Origin of the sequence: uncultured Henriciella sp. (assembly GCF_964005855.1) — a bacterium.
In the GTDB taxonomy this organism is placed as follows: domain Bacteria; phylum Pseudomonadota; class Alphaproteobacteria; order Caulobacterales; family Hyphomonadaceae; genus Henriciella.
Map to the genome: position 1 here is coordinate 124819 of NZ_CAXFSW010000003.1, position 20220 is coordinate 145038.

A 20220-nucleotide genomic window follows, 5' to 3' on the forward strand; every position below is an offset into this window, starting at 1 on the left:
AAAATCACGCGTCTTCAGATCAGAGCGAAAAGCTGGTGCCGCAGCCACAGGCGGCGGTGGCGTTCGGATTGTTGATCTTGAAAGCGGCGCCGATCAGCTCGGTCGAAAAGTCGATTTCAGACCCGCGCATGAATTCCAGGCTCATCTCATCCACAAGGACCCGTGCGCCGTCGCGCTCAACGACGATGTCATCGTCATTCTTCGTGTCCTCAAGGTCGAACTTGTAGGAAAAGCCCGAACAGCCCCCACCTTCGACGGAGACGCGAAGGTAGTCCTTGCCGGACTGTTTCGCCAGAATCGCATTAATGCGCCGGGCAGCATTCTCTGAAAGGGTGACGTCGGTCATGGAACACAAGATAGGTAAACCTGCGCTCCCAGAAAAGAGAGCTGTGTTTGCGACACTGTGGGAAAATTCGCGCGGCCGGTTTCATGATGAGGCTGAATCTGCGACCCGCACGCCGTTTCAGCGAGACCGGGACCGGATCATTCATTCGTCCGGATTCCGGCGATTGAAGCAGAAAACGCAGGTTTTTGTGGCCCATGAGGGCGATCATTACCGTACGCGGCTCACCCACTCGCTGGAAGTGGCGCAGATTGCCCGCTCTGTCGCGCGCAGGCTGGGCGTTGATGAGGATCTGGCCGAGGCGATGGCTCTGGCGCACGATCTTGGCCATCCGCCCTTCGGCCATGCGGGCGAGGACCAGCTCGATGCCTGTATGGAGACCTATGAGGGGTTCGACCACAATGCCCAGACCCTGCGTGTGGTGACGCGGCTGGAGCAGCGCTATCCGAATTTTGACGGGCTGAACCTCACCTGGGAAATGCTGGAAGGGCTTGTGAAGCATAATGGCCCCCTTGTGACAGACGGCACACCGATTTCAGCGCTGCCCGCAGCTTTCCGCGATTTTGCCCAGCTGGAACGGCTGGAAGTGGATCAGTTTGCCGGCGTGGAGGCGCAGATCGCCGCGCTCGCCGACGATATCGCCTATAACAACCACGATATTGACGATGGCATTGCTGCGGGTCTCTTCACCATAGATGACATGCTGCACCTGCCGCTGGTCGGTGACGTCTTCCGGTCGGTGCGTATCGAGCATCCGGTCCTCGATACCCAGCGCACGGTGTATGAGGCGGTACGGCGCCTCATCGGGCTCTGGATCGGGGACCTGATTGAGGAGACCGAGCGCCGCGTGGCGCAATACCAGCCCCAGTCGGCCACAGAAGTGCGCGCGCTGCCAGAACCGCTTGTGGCCTTTTCTGAGGATTTCGACCGCCAGCAGAGGGCCTTGCGGGCCTTCCTGTTTGAACGGATGTACAAGCATTACAAGGTGAACCGCATGCGCAGCCAGGCAAAGCGCGTGCTGAAGGAGTTGTTCGAGCTGTTCCTAGCAGAGCCCGACATACTGCCCCCACCGCTGCGGCAGGATGCAGAACAGGCGCCAGAAGCCCGGCGGGCGCGTCTTGTCTGTGACTATATCGCTGGAATGACAGACAATTATGCGATCGACCTGCACCGCAAACTGTTCACGCTGGAGGGCATGGTGTGAGCAATTGCGGGATGCGCGACCAGCTCCATTCAAGTATCATTAACAAAGCGGTGGCAATTTCTTAACCAATGATAGCGGCGATGAAGGGTCAGGCACGATGAGCCAGGACAGAAGATATGATTTCGCATCCTATGAGGACGAATATCGCGGGGCTGATATCCGCGACGACGACTCCGGACGCGGCCCGCTGATCCTCGCGCTCGCCATCGGCGTGCTTATCGTCTTCGCTGCCGTCGTCTGGAACACCTATCGCCAGGGCGTGCGCGAAGAGGACGGTGAGCTGCCCATGGTGATGGCCGACACCGAGCCCTACAAGCATGCGCCGGATGACCCGGGCGGCATTGAGATCGATGACCTTGACCGCCGGCTCTATGACACGATTGACGGATCAACGCGTCCGCCGGAGTCCCAGCCTGTCGCCGCACAGCGCGAGATGGCCCTTCTGGCTGGCCCGCCGCGCGATCTTCGTCCGTCCTCCTCCGCGGGCGAGAGCGGCGTCGCACCGGCCGATGTGGAAAGCGAGGACCTGCCACCGCTGAAAGAGCCTTCTGGCGATACCCCGCCCACGCAGCATTCGGTTGCCGATGTCGATGAGGCGCCCCCCGTCGAAGAGACAGCGCCAGAGCCGCGCCCGGCGCTGCAGGGGCAAGGCAATGGCCGTTTTGCCTTTGCAGCGGGCGGTGAATTCCTGGTGCAGATTTCTGCCGTGCGCACACAAGCCGCGGCTGACGAGGCCTGGCAGCGCGTATCCAGCCGCCATCCGGACATCTTTTCCGGCGCGCAGAAACTAATTGAACGCGCCGACCTCGGCGCTGACGGCATCTTTTTCCGGGTCCGGGCAGGGCGGTTCGCCACACGCGCGGATGCAGGGGAATTCTGCGAATCCTATAAACAGGCGGGTGGAGACTGTATCATCATTCGCGAGACGTCATGACCAACAAGGCTTGTATATTGAGCATTTCGGGGCCGGTTCTTCAAAAGGAGGAAGCGGCCCTTTTTTCAGAGCAGAAGCCATGGGGCGTGATCCTGATGGGGCGGTCCTGCCAGTCGCGTGACCAGGTCATCCGTTGTGTGCAGGATATCTGGGACGCGGTGGGCCGCGAAATCCTGATCTTCATCGATCAGGAGGGTGGGCGTGTGGCGCGGCTCACGGCCCCTGAATGGCCGCTTTTCCCGAGCGGTAAGGCCTATGGAGCGCTGTATGCGCGTGATCCGGAGCTTGGGCTGGAGGCCACATGGCTCGGACACCGGCTGATGGCATATGAGCTTTCCTCCATGGGCATTCATGCCGACTGCGCGCCCGTCTGCGATCTTCCACAACCCGGCGCCCACGATATCATCGGCGACCGTGCCTTCGGCACCGATCCCGACACGATTGGCGCGATTGCGACTGCAGCGCTTAAAGGGCTGGAGGATGGCGGCGTCGCCGGGGTCATCAAGCATATTCCCGGGCATGGCCGGGCCATGGCGGACAGTCATATGGAGCTTCCGCGCGTCACGGCGGGCGAGGATGAGCTCTCCTCGGATTTTGCCGCTTTCCACCATGTCCGGCACGCGCCAATGGCGATGACGGCGCATATTTCCTACGATCATTTCGATGAAGGCCGCGCGGCAACTGTCTCCCCAGTCATGATTAATGAAGTCATCCGGGGCCGAATCGGGTTTGATGGTCTGCTTATGACGGACGATCTTGGCATGCAGGCCCTTGGCGGCACGCTGACAGAGCGCGCGGACGCGTCGATTGCGGCTGGCTGCGACATGCTTCTGCACTGTTCCGGCTTTCTGAAGGACAGCAAGGCCATACTTGCCGAGATGACCGAAGTTGCCGAGGCCGCGCCGGAGCTGTCCGGGCGGGCCCTTGAACGCGCCGAAGCTGCCGAACAGGCATCCCAGCGCGCCATGGATTTTGACATCGAAGCAGGCTGGGAGCGCTTCAAATCCCTGATCCCGACGGCGGGGGCTATGCAGGCATGAGTTCGGAACTCGTCTCCAGCGACCTGATCGACCGCGACGACCTCGAAGCCGGGGACTATTTCGCTGTCGATATCGATGGATATGAGGGCCCGCTGCATCTGCTGCTCGATCTGGCGCGGCGCCAGAAGGTGGACCTGCTCAAGGTCTCAATGCTGGAACTGGCCAATCAGTATATCGGCTTCATTGAGGACGCGCGCGAGAAGCGCATTGATCTGGCGGCAGACTATCTGCTCATGGCGGCATGGCTCGCTTTCATGAAGTCGCGCCTGTTGCTGCCAAAGCCCGAAAAGGCGGCCAATGACGAGATCGACGGCGAGGAAATGGCAGCGCGTCTCGCTTTTCGTCTCAAACGGCTGGAAGCGATGCGGGAGGCGGGCGATGAGCTGATGGAGCTTGGCCGGCTGGGACAGGATGTCTTCCTGCGCGGCGCGCCCGAGCAGCCGCGGGTCATCAAGACGACAGAATACGACACATCGCTCTGGCATCTGATGCAGGCCTTCGGCAGCATCCGTCAGCGCCGTGAGGATGCCGCCCCGCACAGGGTTGTGCACCAATATGTCCTGCCGCTGGAGCATGCGCGCGACTCACTGAAAAGTCTGAGCAAGCTGATCGACAGCTGGGCGAGCCTTGAAGAACTGCGCGCCCGCATGAGCGATATCGCTGAGAATATTCCGCCGCGTTCGGTAACGGCGAGCGTTTTCTCGGCGGCGCTGGAGCTTGCGCGCGACGGCGATATTGAGCTGCGCCAGGACGCCCATTTCAGCCCGCTCTATGTGCGCGGCCATAAGGAAGAGACAGAAGGGATGAGTGCATGAACGCGATACCCCGCCTGGAAAACGAGAAGCTGGAAGACGCGCCGGAAGAAATCCGTGATGCCGTGCGCCAGCTATCCTTTGCGTACAAGCGTTCTGAAGACCTTCTAAGGCGTGAAGCGGACGGCAGCGCGGATATTGTGTCCGATGCGCTGCGCCGGGCCGAGGCCATCCTGTTTGCGGCTGGCGCACCGCTCTCGGCCGAGCAGGTCGCAGAGGTGCTGCCGCAGGGCGTCGATGCCGCGACGATCCTGATGTCGCTGAAGGCGGCTTATGCCAATCGCGGGGTGACGCTTGTGGAGGTGGCCGGCAAGTGGCGCTTCCAGACAGCAGAAGATCTCTCCTATCTCTTCGTGGAAGAGCGTCAGGAGCAGAAGAAACTTTCACAGGCCGCGCTCGAGACGCTTGCCATTATCGCTTATGGCCAACCGGTCACCCGCGCCGAGATCGAGGCCGTGCGCGGCGTCGCTGTCTCAAAGGGCACCATCGATCAGCTGATGGAAGCGCGCTGGGTGCGTATAAAGGGGCGCCGCCAGACGCCGGGCCGTCCGGTGACCTATGGCACGACGGATGCCTTTCTTGAGCATTTCGGACTGGAGAGTCTCGATGTCCTGCCGGGCCGGGCCGAGCTTGAGGCTGGCGGACTGCTGTCCGATGTCGTGCCGCCGGACTTCGATCCGGGTGATATCGACATGCCGGCCAGCGAAGCCGACAATGATGATGACGGACCGCACGAAGATCGTGCATTCATGACCGATTTCATGGATGGCGAGGACGACTGAGCCAACTGAGTGATCGTGACCCATTGAGACTTACAGATTTGGGCGCTACTGGTTCAGAAGAAATTCTGGAGACGTTCCATGGCCCCTAGCTGGATGCAGCTTCTTATCGTGCTGATCGTAGCCCTCCTCCTGTTTGGCGGACGCGGGCGTATTTCTTCGATCATGAGTGACATGGCCAAGGGCGTGCGAAGCTTTCGCTCGGGCCTGAATGACGATGACGAAGAGGGGAAGGACAAGGACGAGTCCAAAAAGTCCCACCACCTCAGCGATGACAAGATGGTCAACGTCACGCCTGAGAAGGACAAGTCGAAGACCTCCAGCTGATTGGCGAGTGAGGCCGGCGCATAATGCTTCCACAATTTGGCCTTACCGAGTTCATGCTCGTGGCGATCGTCGCGCTTATTGTCGTCGGTCCAAAAGACCTGCCGTTGATGATGCGCAAGCTCGGCCAGTTTGTGGCCAAGGGCCGCGCCATGGCGCGTGAGTTCCAGTCTGCCTTCGACGACATTGCCCGTCAGGCCGAGCTGGATGAGCTGCGCAAGGAAATCCAGGACCTTCGCCGCGACAACGCACTCACCGAGGCGGTCGATGAGCTCAAGAAGACCGAGAGCGATATCAACCGCCGCGTCATGATGGAAAATCCCTGGCCGCAGGCCGGCAAGGAAGGCGGTCCCGGCGTGGTCGAGGACGGGACGTCAAAGGATGAGTCAGGAGCCGAGAGCGCTGGCAAGCTTCCGGAGACTTCGCCGCCTGCGGGCGCGGCCCCGGATGCCGAGACAGATCCGGCGCAAGCTGGCGAGACCGGCGATGCGACGGATCAGAAGAAAGCGTCTTCGACATGAGCGCCGACATGCGTGAAGACGAGCGGCCGGATTTTACCGATGACGACATGGAGATGGAGGCCACGCGTGCGCCTCTGCTCGATCATCTCATCGAGCTTCGCTCGCGGCTCATCTGGTCCATTGCTGCGCTCGCTGTGGCGACTATTCTCTGCTTTTTCCTTGCCCGCCCGCTCTATAATATCCTGCTGGAGCCGCTGGTGCGCGTGGCCGAAGTGGAGAGGGGCGAGACACGGTTCGAGCTGATCTATACAGCCCCGCTGGAAGTCTTTTTTGTGGAGCTGAAACTGTCGCTCTTTGCCGGTGTCTTTCTGGCATTTCCGATCATGGGCTGGCAGATCTATTCTTTCGTGGCGCCCGGTCTCTACAGGCGCGAGAAAGGCACGGTCCTGCCTTTTCTTGTCGCGGCCCCGGTGCTTTTCACGCTCGGTGCGCTCTTCGTCTATTTCGTGATGCTGCCGCTGATCTCGAATTTCGCCCTATCGTTTGAACAGGAAGCGGCTCAGGGACGCGCAGCCATCACGCCGCAGATCAAGGTCTCTGAATATCTCTCTCTCGTCATGGCGCTGATGCTGGCTTTTGGTCTGAGCTTCCAGTTGCCGGTTGTGCTCAGCCTGATGGGGCGTGCAGGTATTATCGGCGCCGACACGCTGCGCTCCGGCCGCAAATATGCAATCGTCGCGATCCTTGTGTCGGCGGCCTTTTTTACCCCGCCGGACCTCATCTCCCAGGTAATGCTCGCTGTGCCGGTCTACGGCCTCTATGAGATTTCCATCTGGTGCGTCACCATGATGGAGAAGAAGGCCGCTGAGGACGAAGCGATCGATACAGGTGATGGCTAAGGGCCTTCTCCTCACTTCAGACGGTTCCGCTCGCGCGCCAATTGCACTAGACGCATCGGCAGGAAAAGAAGAACTGCCTGAAGGCCAAATCCATGTTCGATATTCGCGCTATCCGTGAGAACCCAGACCATTTCCGCGACGCCTGGAACCGGCGGGCATCCGGACTGGGTGACAAGGTGGATGATATCCTCGCCCATGACACGGCGCTGCGTCAGGCCATCACCGACAAGCAGGAAGCCGAGAGCGCCCGTAACGCCAAATCGAAACTTGTCGGCAAGGCCAAGGCGAGCGGCGACGAAGCGGAGTTTGAAAAGCTCCGCACCGAAGTCGCCGCCGCGAAGGAAACAATCGAGGCAGCCGGTGAACAGGAAGCTGCGGCCCGTGCAGCGCTGGACGAGTTTCTTCTCGGCCTGCCAAACCTGCCCCTGCCGGATGTACCGGAAGGCGAAGACGAAGAAGCCAATGTCGAGCAGAAGAAGGAGGGCACGCCGACCGCGCTGAGCTTTGCGCCGAAAGACCATGCCGATCTCGGCGAGGCGCTTGGGCTTATGGATTTCGAGGCCGCGGCAAAGATGTCCGGTTCCCGCTTCGTTGTCCTGCGGGGCGGGCTTTCGCGTCTTGAGCGCGCATTGGCAAATTACATGTTGGACGTTCAGACGGGTGAGCATGGTTATCGCGAGACCAGCCCACCCTTTCTGGTGCGTTCGGAGGCCATGGTCGGGACGGGCCAGCTTCCCAAGTTTGGCGAGGACTCGTTTGAAACGACCGATGGCATGTGGCTTATCGCAACGTCTGAGATTTCGCTGACCAATACGGTGCGCGACTCCATCCTCGAGGCCGAGTTTCTGCCGCGCCGGATGACGGCGCACACGCCATGCTTCCGCTCAGAGGCCGGCAGTGCGGGCCGCGACACCAAAGGCATGATCCGCCTGCATCAGTTCAACAAGGTGGAACTTGTCTCCATCGTGAAGGATGAGGCGGAGGGCCTTGAAGAGCTGGAGCGCATGACGCGCTGCGCCGAGACCATTCTTGAGCGCCTGGAGCTGCCATATCGCCGCATGCTACTATGTGCCGGCGATATGGGGTTCGGCGCGCGCAAGACCTATGACCTTGAAGTCTGGCTGCCGAGCCAGGAGACCTATCGCGAGATCAGCTCGTGCTCCTATTGCGGGGACTTTCAGGCTCGGCGGATGAATGCCCGCTGGCGCCCGGCGCCTGGGAGCGACAATCCGAAGCCGAAGCCTGAATTTGTTCATACGCTGAACGGTTCTGGCCTTGCCGTGGGCAGGACACTGGTTGCTGTGCTGGAGAATTATCAGCGCGAAGACGGCTCCATCGCGGTGCCGGCCGTGCTTCGGCCGTATATGGGTGGGCTTGAGGTGATCGAGGCGTAGGCTTTTGACTGCTCATGCTGAGCCGAGTGGATTTTGGGCAAGAAGGGACTGACGCGTTTTGAGAATCCTCCTGACCAATGATGATGGTATCCATGCGCCGGGCCTTTCGGTTCTGGAGTCGATTGCGCGTGAGCTTTCCGATGACATCTGGATCGCGGCGCCTGAGGTCGAGCAGTCTGGCCAGTCGCGTTCCATCACGCTGACCCAGCCTGTGCGCACGCGCGAGGTGCGCGAGAAGTGCTGGGCGGTGATGGGAACGCCGACCGATTGCGTGCTGCTGGCCGTCCATGAGCTGATGGACGGCAAACCGGACCTTATCTTGTCCGGCGTCAATCGCGGCCAGAATATTGCCGAAGATACAAGCCTGTCCGGCACAATCGCAGGGGCCATGTTCGGCATGCATCTTGGTGTACCCTCTATTGCACTCAGCCAGGCGCAGAGCTTTCGCGAGCGCGGCTCCCTGCCATGGGAAACGTCGAAGAGCTGGGGCGCCCGGGTCATCAAGCCGCTGATCGACCAGGGCTGGCCGGACGATGTCGTCATGAACATCAATTTCCCGGACCGAGAGCCGGACGACGTTGCCGGGATCGAGATTACGCGCCAGGGTTTTCGCGACGAGCAGATCATTCATACAGAGCGGCGTGAGGATCTGCGCGGCAATGATTATTTCTGGATCGGCTTTCGCGGCCGCCTCTCGCAACCCCCAGAAGGTACAGACCTTCGGGCGATCTATGAGGGGCGGATATCTGTGACACCGCTTCATGTGGACCTCACCCACAACCGCTATCTCGAGAAGCTGAAAGCGACATGGCAGACCTGATTGCCGATCCTTTCCGGGCAGCGCGCCTCATCCTGCAGCTGCGCCGGCAAGGCATACGCGATGATGCAGTCCTGTCGGCCATGGAGACGGTGGATCGGGGCGCCTTTGTGGATGCCTCGCTGCGTAAGCTTGCCCAGGAGGATGCCGTCCTGCCTCTGCCTTGCGGGCAGACCCTGCCAAGGCCGCTTGTCGTTGCCCAGCTGCTCGGCGCGCTTCGGGCGAATGCGGGGCAGGGTGAGCGCCACCTGCTGGTCGGAGCTGGAAGCGGATATGTCGGCGCGCTTCTTGCCCAGATCGCAAGACATGTCTGGATGATCGACCGCTATGGGGAGCTGGTCACCCGCGCAAAGACGCGGCTGGCCGCATTCAAGGTGCGCAATGTCGATATCCGCCAGGGGGATGGTCTTGGTGGCTGGCGCGAGCATGCCCCCTTCGACCGTATCCTGCTGACAGGCGCGGTCAGTGAGATACCCGAAGCTTTGATGGCGCAGCTCGCGCGTGGGGGCGTGCTTGTCGCGCCCGTGGAGGCGGGCAGTAGGCAGGTTGTCCGCAGCGTATCGAAGGATGGCAGCCGGACAGACAGTCCGATTGCCGAGCCGCTCGGGCGTCTCATTGATGGTGTCGCGGCCGCGCTCTAGCGCGTTCGGCTCTCCGAGCACTCACCCTTTGAAGCGATACTGACACCCGCAGAGGCCGCCGTGCAGGCATTGCCATACGTTTTGCCGTCGCAGCCGCAGACCGGATCATATTGCTGAGTACACATTTCGGGACGCGGCGCGCAGGTCCCCGCACTATCGGCCACGCGTCTGCAGTCGCCCGCCTGGTAGGCGCAATATAGACCCCCACCGCAGGTCAGGCCCGCGATTCCACCGCACATCTCACCTTCGGCACGTGCGCCTTCAGGCGCGCCAACCGGTCCGTTATTGTCCGGCACAGGGGCTGGCTGGCAGGCGGCGAGCAGGAAAAGGCTGGAGCAGAGCAGGGCAAGGCGCATCGGAATCCTCAAATCATTTGTCAGGTCACAAAAGGATAGGGCCATGCCTGCAGCCTCAAATCAAGCTGCCGGCATGGCCCCTTTTTCAATCGAGCAATTGTGCCGACCTAGCCTTTCTTGCCTTCAGCCAGCAGGCGGAAGATGTTCTGGCCATGCTCACCGCCGGCATTGAAGTGGGTCTGCACTTTCTTGTCGGTGATCTCATCCCATTTCGCTGCAACAGCTTCGGCCGTGAGGGCGTCGCCCTGGCCGACATAGGCGCCATTGGTCTCGACAATCTCAGCCATGGAGAAGGCACCGGCACCAGCCGAAAGAACCATGCCGGTCGGGGCATCTTCCTTGACGAGGTTCATGACGCCCGGCGTCACATATTCAGGCTTCAGCTGGGCGAGGACTTCCTCTGGCATAAGACCTTCTGTCATGCGGGTCGCAGCGACCGGGCAGACGGCGTTGATCTTGATGTTGTTCTTGGCGCCCTCGATCTTCAGCGTGTTCATCATACCGACAAGGCCGAGCTTGGCCGCGCCATAGTTGGCCTGCCCGAAATTGCCATAGAGGCCGGTTGAGGACGTCGTAACGACGATACGGCCGAAATTCTGCTCCTTCATGATGTCCCAGGCAGCCTTGATCGGCTTGAATGAACCCATCAGGTGCACATCGACGACAAGCTGGATGTCTTCCATCGTCATCTTCGAGAAGGACTTGTCGCGCAGGATCCCGGCATTTGCGATCAGGATGTCGATGCGGCCCCATTTGTTCATGGCGTCGTCGATCATTTTCTTCACGCCGGCATCGTCGGTTACCGAAGAGCCGTTTGCGATGGCTTCGCCGCCCATGGCTTCGATTTCCTTTACGACGTCATTGGCCGCTTCCGAGCTGCCGCCCGAGCCATCCATCGAGGCTCCGAGGTCATTGACCACGACCTTTGCGCCGCGGCGGGCAAGTTCTAGGGCGTGGCAGCGGCCAAGTCCGCCGCCAGCGCCTGTGACGATTGCGACCTGGTTGTCAAAACGGATGTCTGCCATGTGTGTCTCCTGCACTGGGTAAAACTGACGGTCAGCCTTGCAGCACCCGGTCACGCAAAGGTCAAGCATTCGCGCTGGGGAAGTGCTTGCCGGGCTATCGAAGCCATGATGCAAGAGACCCCATAATCAGCAAGGAGGACTGAGATGCTCGCTTATGTGACGCTGGGGTCAAACAATATCGAGAAGGCCCTCGAATTCTATGACGGCTTCATGCCGGTGATCGGCGCACAACGCTTCTTCGACAATGGCCGGCTCTATTTCTATGGGACGGGACCTGGACAACCCATGCTGGCGATTGGGGGTCCTTATGATGAAAAAGAAGCGACGGTTGGCAATGGTGTGATGCCGGCGCTCGCCTGCGCGGACAATGAGACCGTGGACAAGGCCTATGCGAAGGCGATCGAGCTCGGTGCGACGCCGGACGGGGAGCCCGGCAAACGTATGCCGACCTTCTATGGCGCCTATTTCCGTGATCCGGACGGCAACAAGATCTGCGTCTGCAAACTCGGCTAGCAGTCTTTCGATGTCTAAAAAAAGCCGCGGACCCATAAGGCGCCGCGGCTTTTTCATTTCAGCTTGTCAGAGACTGTCTCAGGCCGTCTCGATCTTGTCTTCCAGCTTGTCATCGTGGAGCAGGCGCTGAACAGACTCGTCGATATAGCTGAGCAGCGGCTTGCCGTCGGTTTCCGGCTGACGGTTTGCCCAGTCCTCATGGCTCTGGCGAAGATCATTCAGCTTGGTCATCTTCACATCGAGCGCGTCAGAGGAGTTCATGACGCCATCGACCTGATCGGTTGTGACGGGACGCGGCTCCATATTGATGTTCTGATCGCGTAGCGGGGTGAAAGTCTTGCGTTTCATTTTCGCTCCTTGTTCCGGACTTCGTATGCTTGACCAACGTGCACGCAGACGCCGCGTTCCGACAATTGATCTGACTTGCGGGTCTGGTCGATGCGATACACGCGCGATAAGGCAGAATATCCAAGAGGATGTCAGGGAGTCTGCCATATGGAATGGGGCTGGGACAATGCGCGCGCGCTGATTGGGATCGCGCTGATCTTTGCAATCGGCTGGGCACTGTCCGAGAACCGGAGCCGCTTTCCGCTGCGCCTTGTTCTGGGCGCTGTCGCCATGCAGTTTGCCTTCGCTCTCCTGCTGTTCGGCGTGCCTTTCATCCGCAACATTCTGTTCCAGGCGAACTTCATCGTGGACGCCTTGCAGGAGGCAACCCGCAACGGCACAAGTTTCGTCTTCGGCTATGTCGGGGACAATCAGGCCGCCAGTGAGATCATGACGGGCGACGCCCCGCCGCTCTTCTTCTTCCAGATCCTGCCTGTTGTCATCGTGGTTGCGGCGCTGTCCGCCATCCTCTGGCACTGGCATATCCTGCGCTGGGTGACGAAAGGCTTCGCTTTTGTCTTTCGCAAGGCAATGGGCCTTGGCGGAGCGACCTCGCTCGCGGTATCCGCCAACGTCTTCATGGGGATGACAGAAGCCCCGGTCCTGGTGAAGCCGTACATCAAGGGCATGACCCGGTCAGAGATTTTCATCCTTATGACGGCAGGGTTTGCCACCATCGCGGGCTCTGTTCTCGTTATCTATACGACCTTTCTTGATGGCGTGATGGCGAACCCACTCGCGCAGCTCTTGACCGCGTCCATTATCGCGGCGCCGGCAGCTGTAGCGATGGCGCTGGTCATGATTCCGGAGAAGACAGACTCTTCCGAACGCGCGCACGAGCCGGATTTCAAATACAATTCCACGATGGACGCCTTTGCGACGGGCGCGGCGGACGGTCTCCAGATCGTCCTGAATATCGCGACCATGCTGATCGCGGCACTGGCTTTGCTCTGGCTCGCAAATGCGGCACTTGGGGCACTGCCAGAAGTGCTGGGTGCGCCCTTGTCGATCCAGCGCGTGCTTGGCTGGATTTTCTCTCCGCTGATGTACATGATCGGCGTGCCTTGGGGGGAGGCGGCTTTGTCCGGCTCGCTTATGGGCATCAAGACGGTTCTGACGGAATTTGTTGCCTTCATCGAACTTGGCAATGTGCCCGCGGACGCGATGGACCCACGCACGAGGATCATCACCGCGCACGCCATCTGCGGCTTTGCCAATTTCGGCTCCATCGGCATCCTGATCGGCGGCTTGAACATCATCTGCCCGGAGCGCCGCTCGACCTTCCTGGAGCTTGCCTGGAAGACGCTTATTGCCGGGACGCTGGCGACGTGCCTGTCAGGTGCCGTGGTTGGTGCGCTGCCGGTCCAGCTGTTCACAGGCGGGGCAGGCTGACGCAGCGCGGGGACTCGTCAGCGCAGCTGGTGCGCCCTAGAACATGTGGAGCACCCTTCCTCTGATTGTCAGGTCCTTCCATGCCGCTTCGCTCTCTGCTCGCGACATCCGCCAGTATTGCCCTCATCGCTGGAGGCAGTGTGCACGCCCAGGCTGGCGATCCGGGCGAGCGGTTGTCTCCGGTCTTCGTCTATGGCGACCGCACGAGCGACCAGCCCGGCAGCGTGGCCATGGTGGATGCGGAGACCATCGCGACGGTCGACGCAGACCATCCGGCGCAGATCCTGAACGAACTTCCTGGCGTGAACATACAGATGAATTCCGGTCAGGAGCACCTGATCGCGCTGCGGTCACCCGTCCTGACAGGCGGCGCCGGGCAGGGCAGCTTCCTGATCCTGCAGAATGGATTACCGACACGTTCTCCGGCCTTCGGGAACGTGAACTCCCTGTTCGAGATCCATCACGAGGTGGCCGATGCTATCGAGATCGTGCGGGGGCCGGGGTCCGCGAAATATGGGTCGAATGCAGTCCATGGCCTGATCAATGTGATCCTCGCAGAGCCACAGCCGGCCACCTATGCCGATGCGCGGCTCTCAGGCTCGACGATCAATCGCTACAAGGCCGATATTACGGGCAATCTCGATAGCCGGGCACGCCTCTCGCTGTCCTTGCAGGATGATGCGGGCTGGCGCGACAATACAGGCGTCGAGCAACAGAAGCTTTCGGCACAGTACGCCTTCGACCTTGGCGGATGGGAAGGCCTGGCCTTTATCAGTGGCTCCAGCCTCAATCAGGAAACCGGCGGCTTCATCGAAGGATACAAGGCCTATCGTGATGATGACACCGCAACTTCCAACCCGAACCCCGAAGCCTATCGCGATGCGCAGTGGGCGATGGGGGCCGTTCGACTGTCCCGGACGCTCGGGGTGGGTGAGCTGACGCTGACACCTTTCTATCGCTGGCAGGAAATGGAGTTTGCCCAGCACTTCCTGCCAAATGGCGGAATTGAGGAGAATGGGCATGATGCGTTCGGGCTTCAGTCGGAATATGAGTTCTCGGCGAGCGATGATGTCATCCTTCGCCTTGGTGCGGATGCGGATCTCGCGTCTGGCTGGCTGAAGGAAACCCAGCTTGAGCCGTTCGGTTTCTTCCCGGGTGATACGCGCTTTCCGGTTGGTGTGCACTATGACTACACCGTCGATACCACCGTGCTTGCCCTCTGGGGTGAGGCGGAGTGGGCGGTCTCGGATACCATCACTGTTCTGGCAGGTCTGCGCGGCGAAACGCATGATTATGACTATACGACAGATGTCGCGCCTGGACCGAATGGCCGCTTCCTTGTGCCTGATGACCGTAAAGACAGCTTCGACCTGCTGACCCCGAAGCTGGGTGCGATATGGACGCCGGGTAATGGCACCATCAGCTATTACGCCAACTATTCGCGTGGCGAGCGCGCGCCGCAGGCCTCCGATCTCTACCGCCTGCAGAGCCAGCAAGGCATTGCCGAAGCCGATGTCGAGACGATGGACAGTTTCGAGGTTGGCGCGCGCGGTGAGGCCCTGAATGGCGCGATCCTGTTCGATGTCGCGGCGTATTATGCAGAGAAGGAAAACTTCTTCTTCCGCGATTCCGATGGATTGAATGTCACCGACGGCTCGACCCGACACACGGGTGTCGAGGGGCGAGCCAACTGGCTGGTGAACGAGGCGTTCACCATCTCCGGTACCGCAAGTTATGCTGAGCACACTTATACATTCGACCGTGTGGTGGCAGCGGGCTCTGAGATCATTCGCGATGGCAACGAGGTCGATACCGCACCGAACTGGCTGGCGGATCTGAGGCTCACCTGGCATCCGACAGATGCGTTCGAAGCCAGCCTGTCGGCAGAATATATCGGTGAGTACTATACAGACCCCGGCAATACGCAGACCTATCCCGGCCACACGGTCACGCAGGCGCGGGCCTCCTATGAGTTCACAGAAACGCTGGAAGGCTTTGTCATCGTCCGCAATCTGTTCGACCTCAACTATGCCGACAGGGCGGACTTTGCCTTTGGCGGCAATCGCTATTTCCCGGGCGAGCCGCTGAACGCGACTTTTGGTGTCAGGAAACGGTTCAACTAGCGCCAGCCTCATCCTGAGCCCATTGATGGATGAAGCGGCAGGCACCCCGGCGGAAAGTCTTTCAATCAGGATGCCGTCCGCGCTACACCTTCCCGCAAAATGAGGAGGACATGCCATGAAGCTCTATCACAGCCCACAGGCCCCGAATCCGGAGCGCGTCACCAATTTCCTGAAAGCCAAGGGCAAGCTTGGCGAGGTGGAGGTCGAGGAAATCTCGATCATGAAGCAGGAGCACAAGACGGAGGATTACCGGAAGGTCTCACCCTTTGCGCAAGTCCCCTCGCTGGTTCTCGATGACGGTACGACCCTCACCGAGAGCCGCGCCATCTGTACCTATTTCGAAGGGATCTTTCCGGAGCCGAATTTGATGGGCGCCGACCCGAAAGAGAAAGCGCTGATCGAGATGTGGGACCGGCGGGTGGAATTGATGCTGTTCATCCAGTTCGCGACCTGGTTCCGCAACACCCACCCTGCCATGGCGCCGTTGGAAGTTCCGCAATTGCCCGAAGCCGGTGCCAAAGCGGAAAAAGGCGCACGCGCCATGGCGAAACGCATCGACGCGCACCTCGCCGAGAATGACTTCCTTGCTGCCGGCCGCTTCTCCATCGCCGACATCACACTCTACTGCTTCACCGGCTTTGCCGGCGTCATGAAATGGAAGCCGCACGAAGAGTTCGAGAATATCGGCAAGTGGCGGGAGCGCGCGAAGGCAGCGATTGGCTAGGCTTGCCCCGGCCAGATCAGATTCGCACCCTCGACGCTTGGCGAGGGGTAGCCTGCATCATGCGCAAAGGGCAATTCCTCGCCCGATCGTAATGCCGATAGAATAGCGTTGAAGTCTGTCTGGAACCTGAAGCCGAGGTCGCGCTCGAAAGCCGAGGAATCATAGACCCGGCTGATGGAGGTGGGAAGCGTCCAGCCGCGCCTTGCATAGAGGTCGGCGGCGTCCGGGAAATAGCGCATAATCACGCCTGCGGCGTCCTGCTTTAGGGCGACGCAGTCTTCCCGCTTAAACGGCGGCGGCGCCGAGACCAGATAGATGCCAAAGCCGAGCGCGGGTGCCTTGTCCAGCGCAGCGATATGCGCCCGCGCCGCATCCTCGACGGTCAGCCGGCGGTTCAGGAATTCGTTCGCCTTGAGATTCTCAGGCTGTGGATCTGTGAGCGTGTCATCGTCTTCGGGAAAGAAGCGGGAAGTTCGAAGGACAAGGCAGGCGAGGCCGGTTTCCTGATGCACCTCGCGGCAGAGATTTTCAGCGGCAAGTTTCGTGACCCCGTAAATGTTACGCGGCGCAAGCGCAGAATGCTCTTCGTCCAGCCAGACCGCCTGATCGCCTTCCTCTGCCCGGATCGCCTTGGAGATCATCAGTGACGTAGTGGAGGTGAAGATCAACCGGTCGTGACCGGCCGCCACCGCCGCCTCCAGAAGGTTCAGCGTGCCCCTCATGTTTACGTCGATGAAGGCTTGTCTTGGAAAGCGGGCTATGTCCGGCTTGTGTAGGCCGCCGCCATGAATGATCGCCTCGATGCCACGGCGGGAAACCACATCATCGACGAAGGCGCGGTCGGCAATTGTGCCAATTTCCTGCGTGTATTGACCCGGCGCGACGTCGAGGCCCGTGACTGCATGTCCCGCTCTTGAGAGCATTGGGGCTAGGTGGCGGCCGAGCCAGCCTGTGGAACCGGTGAGCAGGACACGCATGACCGTCTATTCCGCAGCGACCGCCTCGCGCTGGCCATCGAGCCAGGCATCAATATCGTTCAAAGCGCGCGCGGCCTGTACGCCCTTTTTTGCCCGGCCTTTGGCCTTGCCACGCAGGCGTTTGCCTTCCTCGTCCTTCTTCGGAATCGTCTCCGGGTCGGGATCGGGGAAAAGACCGAAATTGATGTTCATCGGCTGGAAGCTCTGCTTGCCTTCAAGGTGGCCGCCCGTGATGTGTCCGACCAGTGCGCCGAGCGCCGTGGTCGGCGGTGGCGGCGCGAGCTCACGCCCAAGACGTTCCGCAGCCGCGAACCGGCCAGCTAGCAGACCCATCGCAGCGCTTTCCACATAGCCCTCCACGCCTGTCACCTGACCGGCGAAGCGAAGGCGCGGCATGGACTTCATGCGCAGCTGGCTGTCGAGCAGCTTCGGTGAATTCAGGAAGGTATTGCGGTGGATCCCGCCAAGACGGGCGAACTGCGCATTCTCCAGCCCGGGGATCATGCGGAAGATGTCGGCCTGAGCGCCATATTTCAGCTTGGTCTGGAAGCCGACCATGTTCCACAGCGTGCCGAGCGCATTGTCCTGGCGAAGCTGCACAACCGCGTAGGATTTGATGTCGGGGTCGTGCGGATTGGTTAGGCCGACGGGCTTCATGGGGCCGAAGCGCAGGGTTTCTCGGCCACGCTCGGCCATCACCTCTATGGGCAGGCAGCCTTCGAAATAGGGCGTGTCCTTTTCCCAGTCCTTGAATTCTGTCTTTTCACCGGCGATCAGCGCATCGATGAAGGCGTTGTATTGCTCCTCATCCATGGCGCAGTTGATGTAGGCCGCCTTTTCGCCGTGGGGGCCGGGCTTGTCATAGCGGCTTTGGCGCCAGGCCTTGTCCATGTCGATGCTGTCGAAGTAGACGATGGGGGCGATGGCGTCGAAGAAGGCGAGATCCTCTTCCCCCGTATGTCCGCGGATGGCTTCTGCGAGCTTGATCGAGGTCAGCGGGCCGGTTGCGATGATGACGCTGTCCCAGTCTTCTGGCGGGAAGTCGTCAATCGCCTCACGCACGATGGTGATGTTCGGGTGGGCTTCAAGCGTGGCCGTGACGTCTTCGGAGAAACCTTCACGGTCCACAGCCAGCGCGCTGCCTGCCGGCACCGAATGTTGGCCCCCTTTGGTGATGATCAGGCCATTCGCCCGGCGCATTTCCTCATGCAACACCCCGACGGCATTGGAGGTGTGGTCATCCGAACGGAAAGAGTTCGAGCAGACGAGCTCTGCCAACTTGTCGGTCTGGTGGGCTTCGGTGCCACGGACGCCGCGCATTTCGTGCAGGATGACGGGCACGCCCATATTTGCAGCCTGCCAGGCTGCTTCGGAGCCTGCCATGCCGCCGCCAATGATGTGGATCGGTTCGATTGTCATGCCCCGCGATGTGCGGGTTTGCGGCCGTTAGGTCAAGCTGACGCGGGCAGGCTGGCTGGACGTGGGGTCACGCATTCGCGCAATTGCCATGACAGGCAATAGGCGCCAGACGGTCTGGCGAATGCAATAGACAAGGTGGCGACAATTGACTGACAGCGACAAGGCCAAAGGTTATCTGGACCCTGAGGACTGGGCCGCTTTTCGCAGACGGGCGCATGAGACGCTGGACCGCGCGATCGACAAGATGGAGCAGGCCGCGAGTGGACGCGTCTGGACGCCTGTACCTGAAGAGGTCGAGGCAGGTCTGGTAAAGGCACTGGCTATGGCGCCGCTGTCTGCGGAAGGCGTGGATAAGGCGCTGGCGGAGCTATTGCCCTATGGCGTTGGTAATACTCATCCGCGCTTTTTCGGCTGGGTGCATGGTAGCGGCACACCCTTCGGTCTTCTCCCCGCGATGACGGAGGCGGCAATCAACGCCAATTGCGGGGGGCGCAATCATGTCGGGTTGCGGGTAGAGCGCGCGCTTGTCGAATGGATCCGGGAGGTGTTCGCCTTTCCAGAAGGCGCGAGCGGGCTGGTCATGTCGGGCACGTCCATGGCGACCGTCGTTGCCATGAAGGTGGCGCGCGACGCGGCCCTCGATTTTCGCTCAAGAGAGCAGGGCGTCGATCAATCCAGACTCGTCGCCTACACCTCTGCCGAGGCTCATGCCTGTAATGCACGCGCTTTCGATATTCTCGGCCTTGGTTCCGATGCCTTGCGGCGAATCCCTGTCGATGCCGGTTTCAGGATGGACACCGGTGCGCTGGAAGAGGCGATAAAGGCTGATCGTGAGGCCGGTCTGCGCCCATTTGCCATTATTGGAACGGCTGGTACCGTCAATACGGGCGCGATCGATCCGCTTCAGAAGCTGGCTGCCATCGCTTCGGATGAGCGCCTCTGGTTTCATGTGGACGGCGCGTTTGCGGCATCCGGGCAGCTAAGCGAGCGGCTGCGCGATAAGCTCTCCGGTATTGAGCGGGCCAATTCGCTTGCCTTTGATTTCCATAAATGGCTGCACGTCAATTATGATGCGGGCTTTGTCCTGGTGCGCGATGGCGAGCTGCACCGGCGCAGTTTCTCTTCGCGGCCGGATTATCTGAAAGGGACGATCAGAGGGCTCGCCGCGGGGGATCCGTGGCCGGTCGAGTATGGACCGGAACTGTCGCGGGGCTTCAGGGCCCTGAAGGTGTGGGCGCACATCACGGAATTCGGCCCGAGCCGTCTGGGTCAAGCCATCGGCATGAATTGCCAGCTGGCCGATACGCTTGCCGGGCTGGTAGACGGTTCGGAGGATCTGGAGCGGTTGTCTCCGGTTGAGACCTGCATTTGCTGTCTGCGCTATGTTCCTGCGGGTGGGGAGCCGATTAACCTCAATGCACTCAATGAGGAGATCGTCACGCGGCTGCACGAGTCGGGGATTGCCGCCCCTTCCACGACGCGCATCCACGGAAAGCTCGCCATTCGCGTCAACATGACGAACCACCGGACCCGCGAGAGCGATCTTCATGTGCTCCTCGATGCCGTCCGTGCGCTGGCCCCCGGCGCCATCGAGGCCGTTCAGCAGGCCTAGCGTATGCAAAAGCCTCGGCGCGCCCGTTGCCGCTTTCGCAGGAG

The 20220-nt window shown here is 60.6% G+C and carries 21 protein-coding genes and 1 pseudogene; 16 read left to right on the forward strand and 6 right to left on the reverse strand.

Annotated features, from left to right (window positions below; genetic code table 11):
• Nucleotides 1-19: 19 nt before the first annotated feature.
• Complete coding sequence (erpA, locus tag ABNU55_RS06605; protein WP_290752447.1) at nt 20-346, reverse strand: iron-sulfur cluster insertion protein ErpA; 327 nt, start codon at nt 344-346, stop codon at nt 20-22.
• Here erpA and ABNU55_RS06610 point away from each other — a divergent pair.
• The 11 genes and pseudogenes from ABNU55_RS06610 to ABNU55_RS06660 all read left to right on the forward strand — a co-directional run bounded on the left by ABNU55_RS06610 (nt 345) and on the right by ABNU55_RS06660 (nt 9648).
• On the forward strand, nt 345-1547 hold the full coding sequence (locus ABNU55_RS06610) for a deoxyguanosinetriphosphate triphosphohydrolase (RefSeq protein ID WP_290752444.1): 1203 nt from the start codon (nt 345-347) through the stop codon (nt 1545-1547). The two genes, erpA and ABNU55_RS06610, sit on opposite strands and share 2 nt — an antisense overlap.
• 97 nt (nt 1548-1644) lie before the next feature.
• Nucleotides 1645-2481 (forward strand): SPOR domain-containing protein, encoded by an 837-nt coding sequence (locus ABNU55_RS06615; protein WP_290752441.1) that lies wholly within the window; start codon nt 1645-1647, stop codon nt 2479-2481.
• On the forward strand, nt 2478-3521 hold the full coding sequence (gene nagZ / locus ABNU55_RS06620) for a beta-N-acetylhexosaminidase (RefSeq protein WP_290752438.1): 1044 nt from the start codon (nt 2478-2480) through the stop codon (nt 3519-3521). Before ABNU55_RS06615 ends, nagZ begins: the two co-directional genes overlap by 4 nt.
• On the forward strand, nt 3518-4336 hold the full coding sequence (locus ABNU55_RS06625; RefSeq protein WP_290752435.1) for a ScpA family protein: 819 nt from the start codon (nt 3518-3520) through the stop codon (nt 4334-4336). The genes nagZ and ABNU55_RS06625 overlap by 4 nt, the downstream gene beginning before the upstream one ends.
• Complete coding sequence (gene scpB / locus ABNU55_RS06630) at nt 4333-5115, forward strand: SMC-Scp complex subunit ScpB (protein WP_290758794.1); 783 nt, start codon at nt 4333-4335, stop codon at nt 5113-5115. Before ABNU55_RS06625 ends, scpB begins: the two co-directional genes overlap by 4 nt.
• Before the next feature lie 78 nt (nt 5116-5193).
• Nucleotides 5194-5439: a twin-arginine translocase TatA/TatE family subunit gene (gene tatA / locus ABNU55_RS06635; protein ID WP_290752431.1), complete on the forward strand. Its 246-nt coding sequence runs from the start codon at nt 5194-5196 to the stop codon at nt 5437-5439.
• Between the two features lie 23 nt (nt 5440-5462).
• Nucleotides 5463-5675, forward strand: a pseudogene (tatB, locus tag ABNU55_RS06640) (Sec-independent protein translocase protein TatB); the annotation flags it as partial.
• Nucleotides 5676-5953: 278 nt separating this feature from the next.
• Nucleotides 5954-6796: a twin-arginine translocase subunit TatC gene (tatC, locus tag ABNU55_RS06645; protein ID WP_290752426.1), complete on the forward strand. Its 843-nt coding sequence runs from the start codon at nt 5954-5956 to the stop codon at nt 6794-6796.
• 92 nt (nt 6797-6888) lie between these two features.
• Nucleotides 6889-8190 (forward strand): serine--tRNA ligase, encoded by a 1302-nt coding sequence (serS, locus tag ABNU55_RS06650; protein ID WP_290752423.1) that lies wholly within the window; start codon nt 6889-6891, stop codon nt 8188-8190.
• A 58-nt stretch (nt 8191-8248) separates the two neighbouring features.
• Complete coding sequence (gene surE / locus ABNU55_RS06655) at nt 8249-9010, forward strand: 5'/3'-nucleotidase SurE (protein ID WP_290752420.1); 762 nt, start codon at nt 8249-8251, stop codon at nt 9008-9010.
• The gene (locus tag ABNU55_RS06660; protein ID WP_290752417.1) at nt 8998-9648 is read left to right on the forward strand and encodes a protein-L-isoaspartate(D-aspartate) O-methyltransferase; all 651 of its coding nucleotides are present in this window, start codon (nt 8998-9000) and stop codon (nt 9646-9648) included. The genes surE and ABNU55_RS06660 overlap by 13 nt, the downstream gene beginning before the upstream one ends.
• Here the strand turns inward: ABNU55_RS06660 and ABNU55_RS06665 are convergent.
• Nucleotides 9645-10049 carry a Kazal-type serine protease inhibitor family protein gene (locus ABNU55_RS06665; RefSeq protein WP_290758790.1) on the reverse strand — a complete coding sequence of 135 codons (405 nt, stop codon included), beginning with the start codon at nt 10047-10049 and terminating at the stop codon, nt 9645-9647. The genes ABNU55_RS06660 and ABNU55_RS06665 overlap by 4 nt on opposite strands.
• A gap of 62 nt (nt 10050-10111) precedes the next feature.
• Nucleotides 10112-11029 carry an SDR family NAD(P)-dependent oxidoreductase gene (locus tag ABNU55_RS06670; RefSeq protein WP_290752411.1) on the reverse strand — a complete coding sequence of 306 codons (918 nt, stop codon included), beginning with the start codon at nt 11027-11029 and terminating at the stop codon, nt 10112-10114.
• A gap of 144 nt (nt 11030-11173) precedes the next feature.
• Here ABNU55_RS06670 and ABNU55_RS06675 point away from each other — a divergent pair, with 144 nt between their 5' ends.
• On the forward strand, nt 11174-11542 hold the full coding sequence (locus tag ABNU55_RS06675; RefSeq protein WP_290752408.1) for a VOC family protein: 369 nt from the start codon (nt 11174-11176) through the stop codon (nt 11540-11542).
• 78 nt (nt 11543-11620) lie between these two features.
• On the opposite strand, the gene ABNU55_RS06680 is transcribed toward ABNU55_RS06675, so the two are convergent.
• Complete coding sequence (locus ABNU55_RS06680) at nt 11621-11890, reverse strand: hypothetical protein (protein ID WP_290752407.1); 270 nt, start codon at nt 11888-11890, stop codon at nt 11621-11623.
• Nucleotides 11891-12037: 147 nt separating this feature from the next.
• On the opposite strand from ABNU55_RS06680, the gene ABNU55_RS06685 reads away from it, so the two are divergent.
• The 3 genes from ABNU55_RS06685 to ABNU55_RS06695 all read left to right on the forward strand — a co-directional run bounded on the left by ABNU55_RS06685 (nt 12038) and on the right by ABNU55_RS06695 (nt 16168).
• Nucleotides 12038-13321, forward strand: coding sequence for a nucleoside transporter C-terminal domain-containing protein (locus ABNU55_RS06685; protein ID WP_290758784.1), 1284 nt, complete (start codon nt 12038-12040; stop codon nt 13319-13321).
• Between the two features lie 80 nt (nt 13322-13401).
• The gene (locus ABNU55_RS06690; RefSeq protein WP_290753665.1) at nt 13402-15444 is read left to right on the forward strand and encodes a TonB-dependent receptor; all 2043 of its coding nucleotides are present in this window, start codon (nt 13402-13404) and stop codon (nt 15442-15444) included.
• Between the two features lie 115 nt (nt 15445-15559).
• The gene (locus ABNU55_RS06695) at nt 15560-16168 is read left to right on the forward strand and encodes a glutathione S-transferase family protein (RefSeq protein ID WP_290753663.1); all 609 of its coding nucleotides are present in this window, start codon (nt 15560-15562) and stop codon (nt 16166-16168) included.
• On the opposite strand, the gene ABNU55_RS06700 is transcribed toward ABNU55_RS06695, so the two are convergent.
• Together ABNU55_RS06700 and trmFO are read right to left on the reverse strand one after the other, a co-directional pair.
• Nucleotides 16165-17145: an NAD(P)-dependent oxidoreductase gene (locus ABNU55_RS06700; RefSeq protein WP_290753661.1), complete on the reverse strand. Its 981-nt coding sequence runs from the start codon at nt 17143-17145 to the stop codon at nt 16165-16167. The two genes, ABNU55_RS06695 and ABNU55_RS06700, sit on opposite strands and share 4 nt — an antisense overlap.
• A gap of 6 nt (nt 17146-17151) precedes the next feature.
• Nucleotides 17152-18564: a methylenetetrahydrofolate--tRNA-(uracil(54)-C(5))-methyltransferase (FADH(2)-oxidizing) TrmFO gene (trmFO, locus tag ABNU55_RS06705; protein WP_290753658.1), complete on the reverse strand. Its 1413-nt coding sequence runs from the start codon at nt 18562-18564 to the stop codon at nt 17152-17154.
• A 145-nt stretch (nt 18565-18709) separates the two neighbouring features.
• Between trmFO and ABNU55_RS06710 the strand changes: the two genes are divergently transcribed.
• Nucleotides 18710-20176: a pyridoxal-dependent decarboxylase gene (locus ABNU55_RS06710; RefSeq protein WP_290753655.1), complete on the forward strand. Its 1467-nt coding sequence runs from the start codon at nt 18710-18712 to the stop codon at nt 20174-20176.
• Nucleotides 20177-20220 lie beyond the last annotated feature (44 nt).